Genomic DNA, 15,706 nt, shown 5'->3' with positions numbered 1-15,706 from the left:
CTTTGCGAAGGCTTACTTCGGAGGACTGCCCATGACGCGCATGCCACGCCAGTTGATCCAGACTGCGCTCGTTGTTTCCCTTGCTACACCCGTTGTCGCTGTTGCCAGCTTCTCCGAGCCGTTGCCCGATGTCCGGTATTCGGCGCAAGGCATTGCCTACCTCAGTGGTGGCGTGGGGGACGAAGAAGCCAGTGCCATTCGTGCTGCAGCCGATGATTACAATATGCGCCTCTTGATGACCGGCAAGCAGGGGCAGGAGCTGGCGAACGCCCAGGTGCAGTTGCTGGATGTCAAAGGCAAGCTGGTTGTGGATGCCGTGGCCGATGGCCCTTATTTCTATGTGAAGCTCAAGCCGGGTCGCTACCAATTGGTGGCGACGGTGGACGGGCGTCCGCAGCAGCGGATGCTGCAAGTGAACAAGCAGGGTAGTCGCAACGTTCATTTCAGCTGGTAAAGCGCGCGGCAGGCTTGCCGCATCCGGGCGGGGCATCGACAATTTGGCATTACGCCAACGTCGCCCCGCCTTTTTCATGCCTGCTACGCTCCCTTCCGCTACCGATGCTGCCGGCTGGCATCGCCGTGTTCTGCACCTGGCAGTGCCGGTCGTGTTGGCCAATCTGACCCAGCCGCTGATGTCGGCGGTCGATACGGCCGTTGCCGGTCATTTAGCCGAGCCGGCCTTCCTTGGCGGCGTTGCGCTTGGTGGCCTGCTGCTCAACTTTGTGTTTTGGGGTTTTGGTTTCCTGCGCATGGGCACGACCGGTCTGGTCGCGCAGGCGCACGGTGCCGGTGATGGCGCGGCATTGCGGGCAACCTTGCTGCGGGCACTACTGATGGCCTTTGGCCTTGGTGTTGCGCTGCTACTGCTCAAGCCGCTGTTGCTTGGCGTCGGACTGGGGCTGCTGGGTGGCAGTGCCGAGGTGCAATTGCATGCCGCCGAGTATGCCGGTGCGCGGATCTGGTCTGCGCCGCTGGCGTTGGCCAATTATGTGGTGCTGGGTTTTCTGCTGGGCACCCAGCGCGTGCGTATGGCACTGGCGCTGCAAATCTGGATCAACATTGTGAACGCCGTAGCGGTGTTCGCCTATGTGTATGGGCTGGATGCCGGCGTGGCCGGTATCGGCGCGGCGACGGCGACCGCCGATGCCTTGGGCTTTGTCGCTGGGGCGCTGGTGCTGTCTCGCAGCGTGCGCGGTGCCCTGCCGGGCTGGGGCGTGATTGGCGAGCGCAAAGCGCTGTGGCGGCTGGTGGCGATCAATCGGGATATTTTCATTCGCACGATTTGCCTGTTACTTGGCTTTGCCTGGTTTGCCCGCGCTGGCGCCGCGCAAGGCGATGCGATTCTAGCCGCCAACGCCTTGCTGCTCAATTTTCAGACTTTCATGGCCTACGGGCTTGATGGTTTCGCCCATGCCGCCGAGGCGCTGGCTGGCACCGCGGTCGGTGCACGTCAGCAGCAAGCGTTGCGCCAGACGATCAGGGTGACGCTGATCTGGTCGCTTGGTATTGCCGCGCTGTTCTCGCTGCTTTACTGGGCCTTGGGGCCGGCGATCATCGGTTTGTTGACCGACCAGGCCACGGTGCGCGAAGCCGCGCTGCTTTACCTACCATGGATGATCGCCGCGCCCTTGCTGTCGGCGTGGGGCTTTCTGTTCGATGGCATCTTTATCGGCGCCACACGCACCGGTGCGTTGATGCGCAGCATGGTGTGGTCGCTGGGGGGCTTTGCCGTGGCCGTGTCGACCTTGCCATCAATCTTCGGCAATCACGGCTTATGGCTGGCTTTCATGGTATTGATGACCTTGCGTGGAATCACCCTGGCGCTGGCCTTGCCGGCGCTGTTGCGCACGACCGGGTAGCAGGCTGCGGCGGATCAGGGCGTTTGGCGCACTATTTTGAATGAGACCGGTGCCGGGCACCGGCGGGGAGAACGGTATGCGTTGGAACGATATGCGCGAGAGTGGCAATGTCGAGGACAGGCGTGGTCAGGGTGGCGGCCGGCGCGGCGGCTTCAAACTGGGAATCGGCGGCATCATTGCCGTTGTGGTGATCAGCTTGTTGCTCGGAAAAAATCCGCTGGAGATGCTTGGACTGGTGTCGCAGTTCACCGGTGGTGGCCAGGTTACGCAACAGCAGCCGGCCGCGCAGAGCGACAACGATCGCAGTAAGCTCTTCGCGGCCAAGGTGCTCGGTGATACCGAAGACACTTGGGCCAAGCTGTTCAGCGAAAACGGCATGACCTATCAGCCGCCCAAACTGGTGCTGTTTCGCAATGCGGTGTCGTCGGCGTGCGGGCAGGCGAGTTCGGCGGTGGGGCCGTTTTATTGCCCTGGTGACAATCAGGTGTATCTCGATCTCGGCTTTTTCGATGAACTGAGCCAGCGCTACGGCGCCAAGGGCGAGTTCGCCCAAGCTTATGTGATCGCGCATGAGGTCGGCCATCACATCCAGAATCTGACCGGTGTTTCCGACAAGGTACATCGGCTGCAAAGCGGCAAGGGCGAAGCGGCGGTGAATGCATTGTCGGTGAAGCAGGAACTGCAGGCCGATTGCCTGGCCGGCGTGTGGGGACATTACGCGCAGTCACGCGGCTTGCTCGAGGCCGGTGATCTGGAGGCCGCGCTGACGGCGGCACAAGCCATTGGCGACGATACCATGCAACGCAACGCCGGCCGTAGCGTAGCGCCGGATTCGTTTACTCACGGTTCATCTGCCGAGCGCATGCAATGGCTGCAGCGCGGTTTCCAGTCCGGGAAAATGCAGGAATGCAATACCTTTGGTGGCAAGGCATAAACGCGGCGTTTTAATCGCTGAGCAGCGCAGCCAGCTCATCCGCCATTTCGGCCCAGTCCGCGTCTTCTTCGAGTGCTTCGGCGAGAAAATCAGCCTGCGACGGTGTCCAGAACGGTGCCTTCGCCAGTTCAACGCCAGCTGCAAGACGATGGCTGGCGATGAACTGGCGGATGCTGTGGGCATCGTCGGGCAGGCCGAGTTGTTTGAACAGCACCGCTAGCGTGTGGGGGGTGGTATCCATGAAGGGCGCTCCGGCAGGCAACATTCCATTCTAGCGCCCTGTTTGGCGACTGCTGGCTCAGTCGTCCCGATCTCTGCGATGGCGGCGACGGTCGCGATGATCGTCATCATCGTCGCGACCGCGGCGATAGCCATCCCGATAGCCATCGTAATAACGCTCGCGTTCGTAAGCCCACGGCGGCCGGCCCGGACGATATTCAGCGCGACGCCAGTAGCCATCGCGCCAGTAAGGGCGGGGTGCCTGAATCCAGCCACCTTCGACCCAGCGATAGCCGGAACGGGGTGGTGGCGGGGCAATGATGACCGGCGCCGGCTGCACAATCACCGGGCCGGGTATGCCGATGCCAATGCCGATGTCGACATTGGTGCGGGCTTGTGCCGGCGCAGCCAGCAGGCTGCCGGCAATCAGCAGGGCGGCGGCCGAGCGGATCAGTAAGCTGCGATGTTTCATGGGGATCTCCTTTCTGCGTTCAGCCGGCATTCTGGCGGGCTGCTGCGTCTTGTCTGGTATCGTGGATGCCAGCATACGCAGGCTGTGCAAAAAGGCTTGTGAGCGCCCTCACAATGGGGGTAACTGATTGTTTATCATTAAATTTAATGAAAAGAGGTAGCCGGTATCCGGCTACCTCATCCAGATGAACGATGGGGGCGGTTCATGCCGCCAAGCGCATATCGGCCTTACCCGGTTCATCTTTGAATTCCGCGATGAACTGCGCGCGCAGTTCGGGCGAATCTTTATGGCCGTGTACTTTCACGGCATGCTCAACGATGGCTTCGATGAGCTCCGCCTCGCTGTCGGCAGAGATTCTTACCGTACAGCTACTGCCCGGATAATCGCGGCAATCTATATATTTTCTGGTCATGATCTTGACTCCAGGTTGCAGGCAAGAACGCCTTCCTCCCCGAGTTTTGTCCGGCTGCTACTTATATACCGGTATGACCAGCCCCAGCCATGGTTTGACGCCCGAGCATCTGGCCGTTCATCCATTGTTGTGGACAAGCGGGTGGGGGGCTGGATCGGCCAAGCGGATGTACTGGCATCTCCAGGCCAGGCTAAAGGCATTGAATGCCGATCGCGCGGCCGTGCGTGATTCACGGGCGGCTACCTGGCTTTTTCTGCGGCACGCGCCACTCATGCGGCCGGGAACTTGTGTATCGGCCGCTCGCCTAAGCCATTTGCTTGATTCAGAAAGGAACTAGATATGCGCGCTCGCTATTTTCTGCTGCTCCCACTGGCCTTGGGGCTTGCCGCCTGCGATCAGGCGGCCCCGATCGCGCAGCAGGCCGCATCGGCCGTGGTGGCAGAAACGCTGAAGCAGGCAGGTGGCCAGGCGCAAGATGTGATCGACAAAGCCAAGAGTGATGTGAACACCACGCTGTCGAGCATGGGCGTCGATGCCAGTGCCGCGATGGATTCGCTCAAGGAAAAAGCCCGGATCGCGCTCAAGAAAGAGGCGGCGACGCTGACCACGGGCGATTGGCATACGCTGGATCAATACAGCGGCAAGTACCCGCGCGATATCGGCTTGTATACCGATCTCAGCCCGATCTCGCCCGAACTCAAGCGTTTGCTGGGCAATCGCTTCGATACCTTCAAGGAGTGGATGGGTACGCAAGGGCCGCTGCAGAAAGAGAAGGGCGTGTTGTATACCACCGGCAACAAGGCGCATGCCGCGGGCGATGGGAGTGCCTATCTGTTGATCGATACCGCCAATCGCAAGCTCGAGGTTGGCATGATGTCCAAGGGCAAACTGGTGGTCTACGCCAGCGGCGGCGAGGCGATCTACAAGCCCAAAGACGTCGAAACCATCATCCAGAACATGGCTAACCGCTAGGGCGGGGATTTTTGTCGTCGCAATGTGTCCGGCCGCGCTGATCAGCGCGGCCGTTTGCATTTATCGGCTTGGCTGATGCGCAGTCATTCGGCATATCGCGGTAATTAGTTACTTGTTGCTTACGGAGTAAAAATGTCAAACTGGTTGACATACTTGTTGGGTTTTGCAACCAAATTATGCAGCTGGCTGGCAGTGATTAATGGCAGTACAGGCTGCGCGCAATATTTCCCGGCGCTTGGCGAAGAAATCTTACTAAGGTAAAAGGCATGATGTGCCACTCGCACCTTATGCACATGGCCCATAACTTACCGTCTCCTTGTACCGCTGAAGCGGCCAGGAGATGATGCACGCTGCTAATCCGGCGACGGTGTCCGGGCGGCGATTACAGGAGCTTTCATGCACGACATTCTGCTCGTTTCCGGTACCCGCCCCGAAATCATCAAGATCGCTCCGCTGCATCACGCACTGCGTGCCCAGCCGTGGGCGCGGGTCCAATGGTTGCATACCGGTCAGCACGGCGAGATGGCGCAGCAGATCATGGCGTGTTTTGACATTGTCCCGGATATCGCGCTTGAGCGTCGTGGCAGCAGCCTGGCCGAGTTCAGCATCGGCTGCCGTGAGCAGCTCGAAGCGGTGATGCTTGATCGCAAGTGGTCGCTGGTTGTGGTGCAGGGCGATACCGAAAGCGCTTTTCTCGGCGCGCTGGCGGGCTTTTACCACCGCGTCCCGGTGGCCCACGTCGAGGCGGGGCTGCGGACCTACAACCCCGATCGGCCGTTCCCGGAAGAAGGTCTGCGGCAAATGATCGGCCGGGTGGCGCGTTTTCACTTTGCCCCGACCGAACGCGCCCGCGATGCCTTGCTGCGCGAGAACATCGCCGCGTCGCATATTGATCTGAGCGGCAATACCGTCGTCGATGCGCAGCAGTGGGTGATGTCGCGTCACGGTCTCCAGCGCAGCGTTCCCGGGCGTGGTCATCTGCTGGTGACGGTGCATCGTCGCGAGAACTGGGGGGATGATGTCGCAGAGATTTGCCACGCGATTGCCGATATCGCCGGGCGCCATCCCGAACTCGACGTGCTGTTCCCGGTGCATCTGAACCCGGTGATCCAGCAGCCGGTGCACGCCATCCTGGGGCAGCTACCGAATGTAAAGCTGACCGCGCCACTTGATTATCTGCAGATGCAGCAGGCCTTGGTCGATTCCTGGCTGGTGCTGACCGATTCCGGCGGTTTGCAGGAGGAGGCGCCGACCTTTGGCGTGCCGCTCTTGGTGCTGCGTGAAGAAACCGAGCGCCCGGAGGCGGTCGAAGCCGGCTGCGCCCGCTTGATTGGCACGCGTCGCGATACCATCGTCGAGCAAGTCGAAGCGCTCTGGTCTGACAGCGATGCCTACCACGCGATGCAGCAAGCCGGGAACCCGTTTGGCGACGGCAAGGCGTGCGAGCGGATTGTTGCCACCTTGAAGAAGGGGTTGGCGCGCAAAACGGCCGAACAAGCACCCGATTTCGCTTAACGGGAACGCAATATGTCGTTTCTGGATTTTTTCTCGACTTATCTGTACGGCCTGAAGCTGCTTGCCATCACCGTGGCGATCATGATGCTGGTCAGCGGCGTCGATGATCTGTTCATCGACGTCGTGTACTGGTGCCGCCGCCTCTGGCGCAAGCTCACCGTCTACAACAGCCACGACCGGCTCGACTACAAGGCACTGTACGAGCCTGCCGAAAAGCCGCTGGCGATCATGGTGCCTGCGTGGCAGGAAACCGGCGTGATCGGCAAGATGGCCGAGTTTGCCGCGACGACCTTCGATTACGAGAACTACCACATCTTCGTCGGCACTTATCCGAATGATCCGGATACTCAGCGCGACGTCGACGAGGTCTGCGCGCGTTTTCCCAATGTGCACAAAGTGGTCTGCGCCCGCCCGGGGCCGACCAGCAAGGCCGATTGCCTTAACAATGTGCTCGATGCCATCCTGCAGTTCGAACGCAGCGCCAACTTCGAATTCGTCGGTTTCATCCTCCACGATGCCGAGGATGTGATCTCGGATATGGAGCTGCGGCTTTACAACTATCTGGTCGAGCGCAAGGATCTGATCCAGATCCCGGTGTATCCGTTCGAGCGCGAATGGACCAACTTCACCAGCCTGTCTTATCTCGACGAGTTTGCCGAACTGCACGGCAAGGATGTGCCGGTGCGCGAAGCGCTGGCCGGGCAGGTGCCCAGTGCCGGGGTCGGCACCTGCTTCAGCCGCCGCGCGGTCATGGCGCTGCTGGCCGACGGTGACGGCATCGCCTTCGATGTCCAGAGTCTGACCGAAGACTACGACATCGGCTTCCGGCTCAAGGCCAAGGGCATGAAGGAAATCTTCGTGCGCTTCCCGGTGATCCGCGAGCCGAATCGCGTCGGGCTGAGCAAATTGCTGCTGGGGCAGAACGAGCGTGACTCGAACGTGATCTGCGTTCGCGAATACTTCCCGGATACCCTGCATACGGCGGTGCGGCAGAAATCGCGCTGGATCATCGGCATCGTGTATCAGGGCTTCAAAACCCATCGCTGGACCAGCGACTGGACCCTGAACTACTTCCTCTGGCGTGACCGCAAGGGCGCGATCAGCAACTTCGTCAGCTTTATTGCCTCGCTGATCCTCGTGCAGCTGCTGTCGCTGTGGCTGTATCAGCGGCTGTGGCCCGATGCCTACCACTTCCTGTCGATTTTCGAGGGCGATGTCTGGCTGGTGACGCTGTTGTGGATCAACTTCCTGTTGATGAGCAACCGCATGCTGCAGCGGATCATCTTCGTGTCGGGCTATTACGGACTGGCGCAAGGCTTGATGGCAATTCCGCGACTGTTCTGGGGCAATGTGATCAACTTCCTCGCCAACTGGCGGGCACTGAGTCAGATCATCGCCCAGGGCGATCCGCGCCGGGTGGCGTGGGACAAGACCACGCACGACTTCCCCAGCGTCGGCGGCGAGAACCGTGCGCGCCGCCCGCTCGGCAGCATTCTGGTCGAACAAGGTGCGATCACCGAGGCGCAGCTGCACACGGCGCTGGCGCATCGTAACGACGGGCTCAAGCTCGGTAGTTGGCTGGTGCACCACGGCATCATCAGTGCCGAGGCCTTGGCTGCGGCGGTAGCGGCACAAAGTCATGTCGAGCATGAAAGCATCGACGCTTATGACTTATCACCCGCCTTGATCGAGCAAATGCCGGCCGAAGTCGCACTGCATTACGCGGTGCTGCCGCTGCGCGAGGAGGGGGAAACCCTGATCGTGGCCGGCGAATCCGATATCGATCCGGTGTCACTGGCCGCTATGGCGCGCAAACTGGGGCGGCCGGTGCGCTATGTGATTGCTCCCAAGGGGCAGGTCACCGTCGGCTTGCGTCACTGGTATGCACGCAACCGTGGCGATGATCCGCGCGCGCTGCTCGAAGCGGCGGTGACCGCCGGTTTGCTGCCGCGCGATCGCGCCGATGCGCTGTGGCGCGAGTTCGTGTCCAAACAGGTGTTGTTCGCCGAAATACTGATGTCGCTGGGGAAGATCGATGCCGCTGCGCTCAAGGCGCTATTGCTGCGGCATGAACGCAGCACGCTCAGCCTCGGGGACTTCCTCGTCGGCGAGGGCGTCGTCAGCCGCGAAACGCTTGATCAGGCCTTGCGCCTGCAGCAGGAGCTGCAACCCTCGATGTCCGCCTTGCTGCAGCAGAACGGGGTGCAGGCCGAGGCACTTGATTCACTTCGTCCGGCGGCAGTATGAATACCACAATGAAAATACTTCCGGCCTTGCTCGCACTCGCGCTGGCCGCACCGGCACTGTCTGCCGTGGAAACGAGCTTCGACCTTGGCGACGAGGTCAGCAGCTACAAACGCTTCATCATTTATCCGCATCTGCAGAAAGGGTTTGCAGCGCTGCAGCGCGGCGATGGTAAGCGGGCGATTGCCGAATTCGAGGCGGCCAGAAAGCTGGCGCCGGACAATGCCACGATCGTTTTGTACCTGTCCGATACCTATCAGCGTTACGGCCAGACCGACCGTGCCGAGGCGGTACTGAATGACGCCCGGCAACGGCGCCCGAATGATGCACGGATTGCCGACGCGCTGGCCACGCTGCAGGGCTTGAAGGTCGAGGTGCCGGCAGAAGTCCCGGCACCGGACACGCCGGAGCGCGTGACTACGCCCGAGACCGTCGAGGAGGCGATGGCCGCCGGCGAGACGAAGGCCGTGGACTGCGCCCAGGAGCAAACGCCGGCCTGCCGTGCCATGGCCGGCAAGGCGGCCCTGCGTCAGGGCAAGCTGGCCCAAGCGCAGGCCGAGCTCGACGATGCCCGATTTGCCGCCAGCCCGCAGGGCATCGCCTTGCGGCATGCGCTGGTGCAGCGTGCGATCTATTTGCGCGACTGGCCGCGTGCCGAGGCGCAGCTCTCCGCGCTCAAGGCCGCTGGCGAGTTGACGGCCAGCGAGCGCAGCCAATGGATCAATCTGCTGCTGAATCAGGGCAAGCTGAGTGCGGCGCAAGCGCTGCTGGAGCAGGGCGGTGCCGTCCGGGCGCAGGATCAGCTGGCGTATGCCCAAGCCTTGGCGCACCAAGGCGACAAAGCCGCGCTCGGGCACTTTCTGGCCGGGAAACGGCCGGCCTTCCTGACTGTCGGGGATGAACGGCAGTGGATGGGCTTGCTGCAGTCAAGCGGTAGTCTGGATTCGTTCTCCGGTTATTCACCGCGATTTGCCGCGAACCGCAGCGAGCAGGCCGAGATCCTGGTGCCGAAGCTGATCGAGCAGGGCGACGATGTCGCGGCGCAACGGCTGCTTGATCACCTGCCGGCCGAACAGATGCTGCAGGAGCGCTTCGTCCTGAGCCTCAAAAGCGGCAAGCTCGATCAGGCTGGGGCGCAGGCCTCGGCGCTTTTGCGTCAGAAGGGCAAGGATGCGACGCTGATCGATACGCTCAGCTATCAGCTGATCCAGGCCGGTGGCCAGCGTCAGGCGCTGCGGGTGCTGCTCGTTGGCTATCCGTTCGACGACGCGAAGCCGATCCGGCGTGCAGCCTTGTTCGACCGGCTGACCCTGCTGGTCAACGACGATCCGTCCCTGCTTGCTGCTGCCGACAAGGTGCGGCTGCAGCGCCCGCTGGATACCGTGGGCCAGCGCAGCCATCAGGCCGCACTGTTTGCCGGGCTGAAAGACTGCAAGCAGGTGCTGGCGCTGCTCGGCGACTTGTCACCCGCCTACGCCGCCGACGACTGGCTGCATCTGGGCGATTGCTATCGTGAAACCGCGCCGGGTCTGGCGCAGTACAGCTATGAAGAGGCACGGCTGCGCCAGGGCGGCGATGCCGCCACGCGCGCACTTGCCTATCAGGCGTTCACGACCAAGGATTATCCGACCGCACTGCAGGCGTGGCAGTCGCTGCCGACGGATGAACTGCAGCCGTCCGAGCTGATCGCCGCTACGAACACGGCACTGGCTGCGGGTGATCAGGCCGCTGCAGCCAGCTGGCTTGATGCCTATGCAGGGCGCGGCGGGAGCGAGGATGACCAGTACTGGTGGTTGCGTGCGCAGGCTGAAACCGACGACACGCTGGCACGTGCGGATCTGGAGCGCGCGATTGCAATCAGGCAGGACGCGCGTTATTACCTCCGGCTGGCCTCGCTGCAAAGCGCCGACAAGCAATACAAGGAAGCCATCGCCTCGTTGCAACAGGCCGAAGCGCTAGACCCGGATAATCCGGAGCACTATGCCACGCTCGGCTACGCCTACTGGTTTGCCGGCGATACGGTGAAATCACGCGAAGCGCTGGAGAAGGCACACAAGGCCTATCCGGACGACACGGGGGTGACCCAGCAGTTGGTGTACAGCAGCCAGCGCATGGTCGACAACCAGTCTGCCCGGGCCTATGCCCGCGAGGTCATCGACGATCTGGATCGGTACGACCCACAAGACAAAACCGACGAAATCCTCGACCAATGGTTCGGTTTTCGCCGGCTGCACGAGGATCTTGGTCGGCGCTGGACCTTCAGCGCCGGGGCCTTCAGCGGCACCAATACCGGTTCGGTTGGCAATTCGCCGGAACCCGGCACCGCTTTTCGCAGCTACTCGCAGGTCGAGGCCGAGTATCGCCTTGGTGATCCGGCGATCCGCGACGGCAAAACGCTCGCGGCGTATGCGCGGATTTTTGCCGGCAGCGCTGGTCAAGGCAATACCTATGATGCCTTGCCTATCTACTCGCCGATGCTGGGGGTCGGTTTGCGCTGGAAGCCGTTGCGCGACTGGGCCTTTTTTCTGGCCGCGGAAGCGCAGACGCCACTTGATCACGGGGGCGCGGGTGAAACGGATTACATGCTGCGGGCCAGCGCATCGCTGCTTAATGACGGCCGTTTCAGCGACGACTGGCATGAATCCGGTCGGGGCTGGGTAGCGCAAAATCTTTACCTCGATGCCGCTTATTACATCAAGAGCGAACGTGTCGCGGCGACGGCCGACTACCGTCTCAGTTATCACAATAAGGTGTTCAGGGCGCAGACGGTCGAACCGTACGCGCATGTGCAATACAACCTGATCCAGGATGATGGTGCCAGCCGGGATTTTCGCGGCGGCATCGGCGTGCGCTGGAATTTCTGGTACGGGGAGAGCCGCTACAACGCCTATCCGCACAAGATCAGCGTAGGTGTCGAGTTTCAGCACGCCTTTGATACCTATCTGGACGACAACAACACCGCGTTCCTGACTTTCGGAGGCATCTGGTGATGCGCCTGGCCCGCTTTCTGCTGCTTTTCATATTGGGCCTGCCTGCCGTGGCACAGGCGATGACTGCAATCATCTATCAGCCGCAATTGCGCGATCGCGATGTCGTGCCTGAGCATTGGTCACATATTTTCAGAACGACGCGTGCCCAGGGTTTCGATACGCTGGTCGTGCAATGGACGCGGCATGGCGACGGATTCTCCGAACAGGCCGATCGCGCCTGGCTGGCTGCGCGCTTGTCCGACGCGCGTGCGGCCGGTTTGCAGCTGGTGATCGGGCTTTCCGCCGATCCGGATTTCTTTATCCGCCAGCAGCACCCCGCACGGGTGCTCGATGGTTATTTTCGCCGGACCAAGCAGGCCGATGCGACGCTGGCGCGCCAATGGCTTGAAACCCTTGGCGCCAATGCGATCAGCGGCTGGTATCTGTCGGCCGAGATCGACGATGTGCGCTGGCGCGAACCCGACGCGCGAGACAGCCTGATCCGTTACCTGCGGAGCGCAGCGACACAGCTGCAGTCTGTGGCCAACAAGCCGGTGTATATGACCAGTTTCTTTGCCGGCAATATGGCGCCCAAGTCTTATGCGGCGCTGCTCGGTCAGCTTGAGCGCGCGAGTGGTGTCCGGCTCTGGGTGCAAGATGGTGCCGGTACCGGCAAGCTTAATGTCGCCGAGCGCCAGCTGTATCTGGATGCGGTCAGTGACGTGGGCAACGACTGCAGTGCCACTACCGCTCACGGTGTGGTGTACGAGCTGTTCCGCCAGGTTGGCGACGACACCGCGTTCCGCGCGGAAACGCGCCCGCTGGATGAAGCCCGACGCATCTTGACCAAGCGCGCCGCATGCGGTGGTGACAGCGTATTTTTCTCGCTACGCTACCTGCCGGCATTGAATGGCGTATTGCCGTACTAACCGTTCATATCCGCGCCGAAACCAGCAAGCCGGTGAACAGCACAACCACGGTCAGGCCGAAGCGCAGACGCATGAACCAGTTGGGATAGTGATCCGGATCGGCGCGGTTAAGCAGGTGATCGGCGCCATACTGGGCAACAAACATCGCCAGCAACAGCCAGATGCCAATGCGCCAGGGGGCAAGCACGGCTGCCCAGGCGATCAGCGGCGGCAGCGCTGCCCAGCTCATTCGCAACCAGCGTTCGCTATCGCTCAAATCGGGTTCCAGCCCCAATGCCCAGTGCAGGCCGCCGAGAAAACTGAGCACGCTGGCCGAATAGGCGAGGTAGGTAGTCAGCGCATGAAAGCGTGTCAAAGGATCTGCGCTCAGGCTCAACGCGGCGAAGGCGATGAAAGGAATCAGCCCGGCGATACCGAGTACCAGCGCCGGCAGTGGAATGTGCTCATCCGGGCGCAGGTGAGCGTGGAGCGGCAGAAGCATGATCATCTCCAGCGGCGTGATGCCGATCGTTGTTTGAGTTGCCGCAACGGTAGTGGTTCACGGCGTCCCGACCAGGGTGGCAGCACGGTACGATGAGCGTCAGTTCAGATGAGGGGGACAGGCATGATTAAGGGCATCATTAGCGATATGGATGGGGTGATTTACCGTGGTAAGCAGCTGATCCCGGGGGCGCCCGCCTTCGTGAAACGGCTGCTTGATGCAAAAACGCCATTCCTGTTTCTGACCAACAACGCCGAACAGACGCCGCTCGACCTCAAGTTGAAATTGCAGCACTTGGGCATCGTCGGGCTGACCGAAGATAATTTCATTACCAGCGCCATGGCGACGGCCATGTTCCTCAAGCAGCAAAAAGAGCACGCCACGGTGTTTGTGCTGGGTGGCGGTGGCCTGATCAACGAGCTCTATAACGTCGGCTTTTCGATTTCCGAATCGCACCCGGATTACGTCGTGGTGAGCAAGACGACGAGTTTTTCCTTTGAGCAGCTGAAAAAGGCGGTGCGTTTGATCGACGGCGGCGCCAAGTTCATCGGCACCAACCCGGACATGATCGATCCGATCGAGGGCGGCTACGAGCCCGCCGCCGGCACCATCCTGGCCGCCATTGCAGCCGCCACCGGCAAGCAACCCTATATTGTCGGCAAGCCCAATGCGCTGATGATGATGCTGGCGTCGCGCAAGCTGGGCCTGCATCCGGAAGAGGCGCTGATGATCGGCGACCGCATGGATACCGATATCGTCGGCGGGCTGGAAGCAGGGATGAAAACCGCGCTGGTGCTTTCGGGGGGGACCACGAAGGAGATGCTCAATGACTTCCCGTACAAGCCCGATTATGTTTTCCAGGACATTGGCGAAATCTCGCTCGATGCACTGTAAATAGCGCCGCCCAGCTCGGGTGTAAGCGACAGGATCGGTGCCGCGATTACCCTATTTCGGCCGCTATGCTTGGCGCGATACAGCGCCGCATCGGCTTGGCCGAAAGTCGCCGCGGCTGAACGATCCTCCTCCGTCGGCGCCGCGACGCCGAAAGACGCGGTGATGCCGAGTGTGTGCTTGCCATGCTGGATGACCAGCGCCGCGATGGCTTCGCAGTAACGCGTCGCTGCATCGGTCGCTGCGGCGAGTGTCGTGCCTGGTGTGAGGATGGCGAATTCCTCACCACCGATCCGCGCGACCAGATCGGCCTCCCGTGACAGCGTTTGCAAGGTGGTCGCGACGGCCTTCAGAACCGCGTCACCGGCGGGATGCCCCCAGTTATCGTTCACTGCCTTGAAGTAATCCAGATCGACGAGGATCAGTGCCAGTGGCAGGTCGTAGCGCTGGGCCCGAAGGTGTTCGGCTTCCATCTGCTGCATGAAAACCCGCCGGTTGGCGAGCCCGGTCAGTCCATCCGTCATCGCCAGCAATTTCAGCTCGCGTCGCTGGCTGGACACGACGATCAGTCCGCCGGCGAGTATCGCTCCCAGCGTTACCAGCCCGGTCAGCAGCAGCAGTGTGACATTCCCGGTTTCAACCAGCAGATTGCGCCGCATGTCATCGGATTTGGTCACGGCGCTACTGGTTTCCAGCGCGATCAGATTGACGAGCTGCCCACCTTCGTCAAGGAGCGCCCGCGTGCGGTGCTGAAGTTCGCCATCGCGATCGCTTTCCTTGATCGACGCATGCAGCTGTGCGAGCGTCACGGCGAGGTTCTGGCGGTGCTGAATCAGGCGTTCCAGGTGCCGGGGCGAGAGCATCGCCTGGCGATAACTGCTTTCCACGATATCCAGTTGCAATAGCAACATATCTCCGGCCGTCTGAAGCGACATATCCGTTTCATTGACCATCCCCAGCATGCGCCGCTCGGCCAGCGAGTTGAGCCGCTCCCACACGGTGGATAATCTGGCGCTGTGATACACGACCGTGCTGGAAGGGTTGTCGAAGCTACGCTGCATGCCGCTGAAGATCGACGCCGCGCCGGCCACCAGCGCCATGCCGGTGATGAACAGCATGCCGGACAGCGCCAGGCTGGCGCGATAGCGGTACCAGAAGCGGCTTATTCGACCGTGACCGGGTTGATCGAGGTCAGATTCCAGATCCATAACATTCCCCGAGTCGTACCGAGTGCATCTGCTTCATCGGGCCACAGCAGGCGCAGCGGCCCTTTTTGCCTGACGGTGATTTCACTGGATTCAAAGCGCGTTGCAATCAAAGCGTCACGGCGGCGCCATTCCACCGCATCAATCTCGATGGTGTATCGGTCTGAAGCGGAAAAGCGCAGTTTGCGGCTGTTTTCCAGCCCGTAGCGGCGCAATACATCGTTCAGTTTTACACCCTGAAAAGTGCCGCGCTCACCCCAGATCAGCTTGAGCCTGACCTTGTAATGCGGCAACGATTCAAGCTCGGCAAGGGTGATCTGGTGGCTCTGCCGGCCGGTATCTATGCGTAGTACCGGAGATGCCCGCGAAGGCAGCGGCCAGCGCTGTGGATCGGCTTCAAGCGTGGCAGCTTGCGTGATCGGTACGCAGCCAAACGCCAGCAGGAGCGCGACGCGGTATGCAGGGCAATGTGGTCGGGTCTGCGGGCAGAGGCGCATGGATGATCGTGCAATGTATTTGAAAGATTGAATATTATTTCGTTTGCATGAAATAGGTATTTCAACTTTCAAAATTTAGTACGGTTCTCGCGACGCAAGGGTGATTC

The 15,706-nt window shown here is 61.2% G+C and carries 15 protein-coding genes; 9 read left to right on the top strand and 6 right to left on the bottom strand.

Features of this window, described 5'->3' with window-relative positions; translation table 11 throughout:
- Positions 1-31: 31 nt before the first annotated feature.
- From JLC71_RS06645 to ypfJ, 3 genes are all read left to right on the top strand, one after another.
- Positions 32-454, top strand: a complete 423-nt coding sequence (locus tag JLC71_RS06645; RefSeq protein ID WP_200917964.1) for a hypothetical protein — start codon at positions 32-34, stop codon at positions 452-454.
- A gap of 76 nt (positions 455-530) precedes the next feature.
- On the top strand, positions 531-1,859 hold the full coding sequence (locus JLC71_RS06640) for an MATE family efflux transporter (RefSeq protein WP_200917963.1): 1,329 nt from the start codon (positions 531-533) through the stop codon (positions 1,857-1,859).
- 76 nt (positions 1,860-1,935) lie between these two features.
- Entirely contained in the window at positions 1,936-2,793 is an 858-nt protein-coding gene (gene ypfJ, locus JLC71_RS06635; protein ID WP_200917962.1) for a KPN_02809 family neutral zinc metallopeptidase, read from the top strand.
- Between the two features lie 10 nt (positions 2,794-2,803).
- On the opposite strand, the gene JLC71_RS06630 is transcribed toward ypfJ, so the two are convergent.
- The 3 genes from JLC71_RS06630 to JLC71_RS06620 form a co-directional block, all read right to left on the bottom strand.
- The gene (locus tag JLC71_RS06630) at positions 2,804-3,034 is read right to left on the bottom strand and encodes a DUF2789 domain-containing protein (RefSeq protein WP_200917961.1); all 231 of its coding nucleotides are present in this window, start codon (positions 3,032-3,034) and stop codon (positions 2,804-2,806) included.
- 57 nt (positions 3,035-3,091) lie between these two features.
- On the bottom strand, positions 3,092-3,484 hold the full coding sequence (locus JLC71_RS06625; RefSeq protein WP_200917960.1) for a hypothetical protein: 393 nt from the start codon (positions 3,482-3,484) through the stop codon (positions 3,092-3,094).
- Between the two features lie 202 nt (positions 3,485-3,686).
- On the bottom strand, positions 3,687-3,896 hold the full coding sequence (locus JLC71_RS06620) for a DUF1059 domain-containing protein (RefSeq protein ID WP_200917959.1): 210 nt from the start codon (positions 3,894-3,896) through the stop codon (positions 3,687-3,689).
- A gap of 339 nt (positions 3,897-4,235) precedes the next feature.
- Between JLC71_RS06620 and JLC71_RS06615 the strand changes: the two genes are divergently transcribed.
- The 5 genes from JLC71_RS06615 to JLC71_RS06595 all read left to right on the top strand — a co-directional run bounded on the left by JLC71_RS06615 (position 4,236) and on the right by JLC71_RS06595 (position 12,525).
- A complete protein-coding gene (locus JLC71_RS06615) occupies positions 4,236-4,868 on the top strand; it encodes an Ivy family c-type lysozyme inhibitor (protein ID WP_200917958.1) in 633 nt (210 codons plus the stop codon).
- Between the two features lie 396 nt (positions 4,869-5,264).
- Positions 5,265-6,383: a non-hydrolyzing UDP-N-acetylglucosamine 2-epimerase gene (wecB, locus tag JLC71_RS06610; protein ID WP_200917957.1), complete on the top strand. Its 1,119-nt coding sequence runs from the start codon at positions 5,265-5,267 to the stop codon at positions 6,381-6,383.
- Positions 6,384-6,395: 12 nt separating this feature from the next.
- Complete coding sequence (nfrB, locus tag JLC71_RS06605) at positions 6,396-8,630, top strand: cyclic di-3',5'-guanylate-activated glycosyltransferase NfrB (RefSeq protein WP_200917956.1); 2,235 nt, start codon at positions 6,396-6,398, stop codon at positions 8,628-8,630.
- A gap of 8 nt (positions 8,631-8,638) precedes the next feature.
- The gene (locus tag JLC71_RS06600) at positions 8,639-11,617 is read left to right on the top strand and encodes an NfrA family protein (RefSeq protein ID WP_200917955.1); all 2,979 of its coding nucleotides are present in this window, start codon (positions 8,639-8,641) and stop codon (positions 11,615-11,617) included.
- Positions 11,617-12,525 (top strand): DUF4434 domain-containing protein, encoded by a 909-nt coding sequence (locus tag JLC71_RS06595; RefSeq protein WP_200917954.1) that lies wholly within the window; start codon positions 11,617-11,619, stop codon positions 12,523-12,525. Before JLC71_RS06600 ends, JLC71_RS06595 begins: the two co-directional genes overlap by 1 nt.
- 4 nt (positions 12,526-12,529) lie before the next feature.
- On the opposite strand, the gene JLC71_RS06590 is transcribed toward JLC71_RS06595, so the two are convergent.
- The gene (locus tag JLC71_RS06590) at positions 12,530-13,006 is read right to left on the bottom strand and encodes a DUF3429 domain-containing protein (protein ID WP_200917953.1); all 477 of its coding nucleotides are present in this window, start codon (positions 13,004-13,006) and stop codon (positions 12,530-12,532) included.
- Between the two features lie 123 nt (positions 13,007-13,129).
- Here JLC71_RS06590 and JLC71_RS06585 point away from each other — a divergent pair, with 123 nt between their 5' ends.
- A complete protein-coding gene (locus JLC71_RS06585) occupies positions 13,130-13,900 on the top strand; it encodes an HAD-IIA family hydrolase (protein WP_236251011.1) in 771 nt (256 codons plus the stop codon).
- On the opposite strand, the gene JLC71_RS06580 is transcribed toward JLC71_RS06585, so the two are convergent.
- Both JLC71_RS06580 and JLC71_RS06575 read right to left on the bottom strand, forming a co-directional pair.
- On the bottom strand, positions 13,855-15,105 hold the full coding sequence (locus JLC71_RS06580) for a GGDEF domain-containing protein (protein ID WP_200917952.1): 1,251 nt from the start codon (positions 15,103-15,105) through the stop codon (positions 13,855-13,857). The genes JLC71_RS06585 and JLC71_RS06580 overlap by 46 nt on opposite strands.
- Entirely contained in the window at positions 15,060-15,671 is a 612-nt protein-coding gene (locus JLC71_RS06575; protein WP_200917951.1) for a putative pterin-binding protein, read from the bottom strand. Before JLC71_RS06575 ends, JLC71_RS06580 begins: the two co-directional genes overlap by 46 nt.
- Positions 15,672-15,706: the final 35 nt, after the last annotated feature.

The sequence above is a fragment of the Jeongeupia sp. HS-3 genome (genome assembly GCF_015140455.1).
In the GTDB taxonomy this organism is placed as follows: Bacteria; Pseudomonadota; Gammaproteobacteria; order Burkholderiales; family Chitinibacteraceae; genus Jeongeupia.
This window is presented reverse-complemented; position numbering and strand designations above follow the sequence as displayed.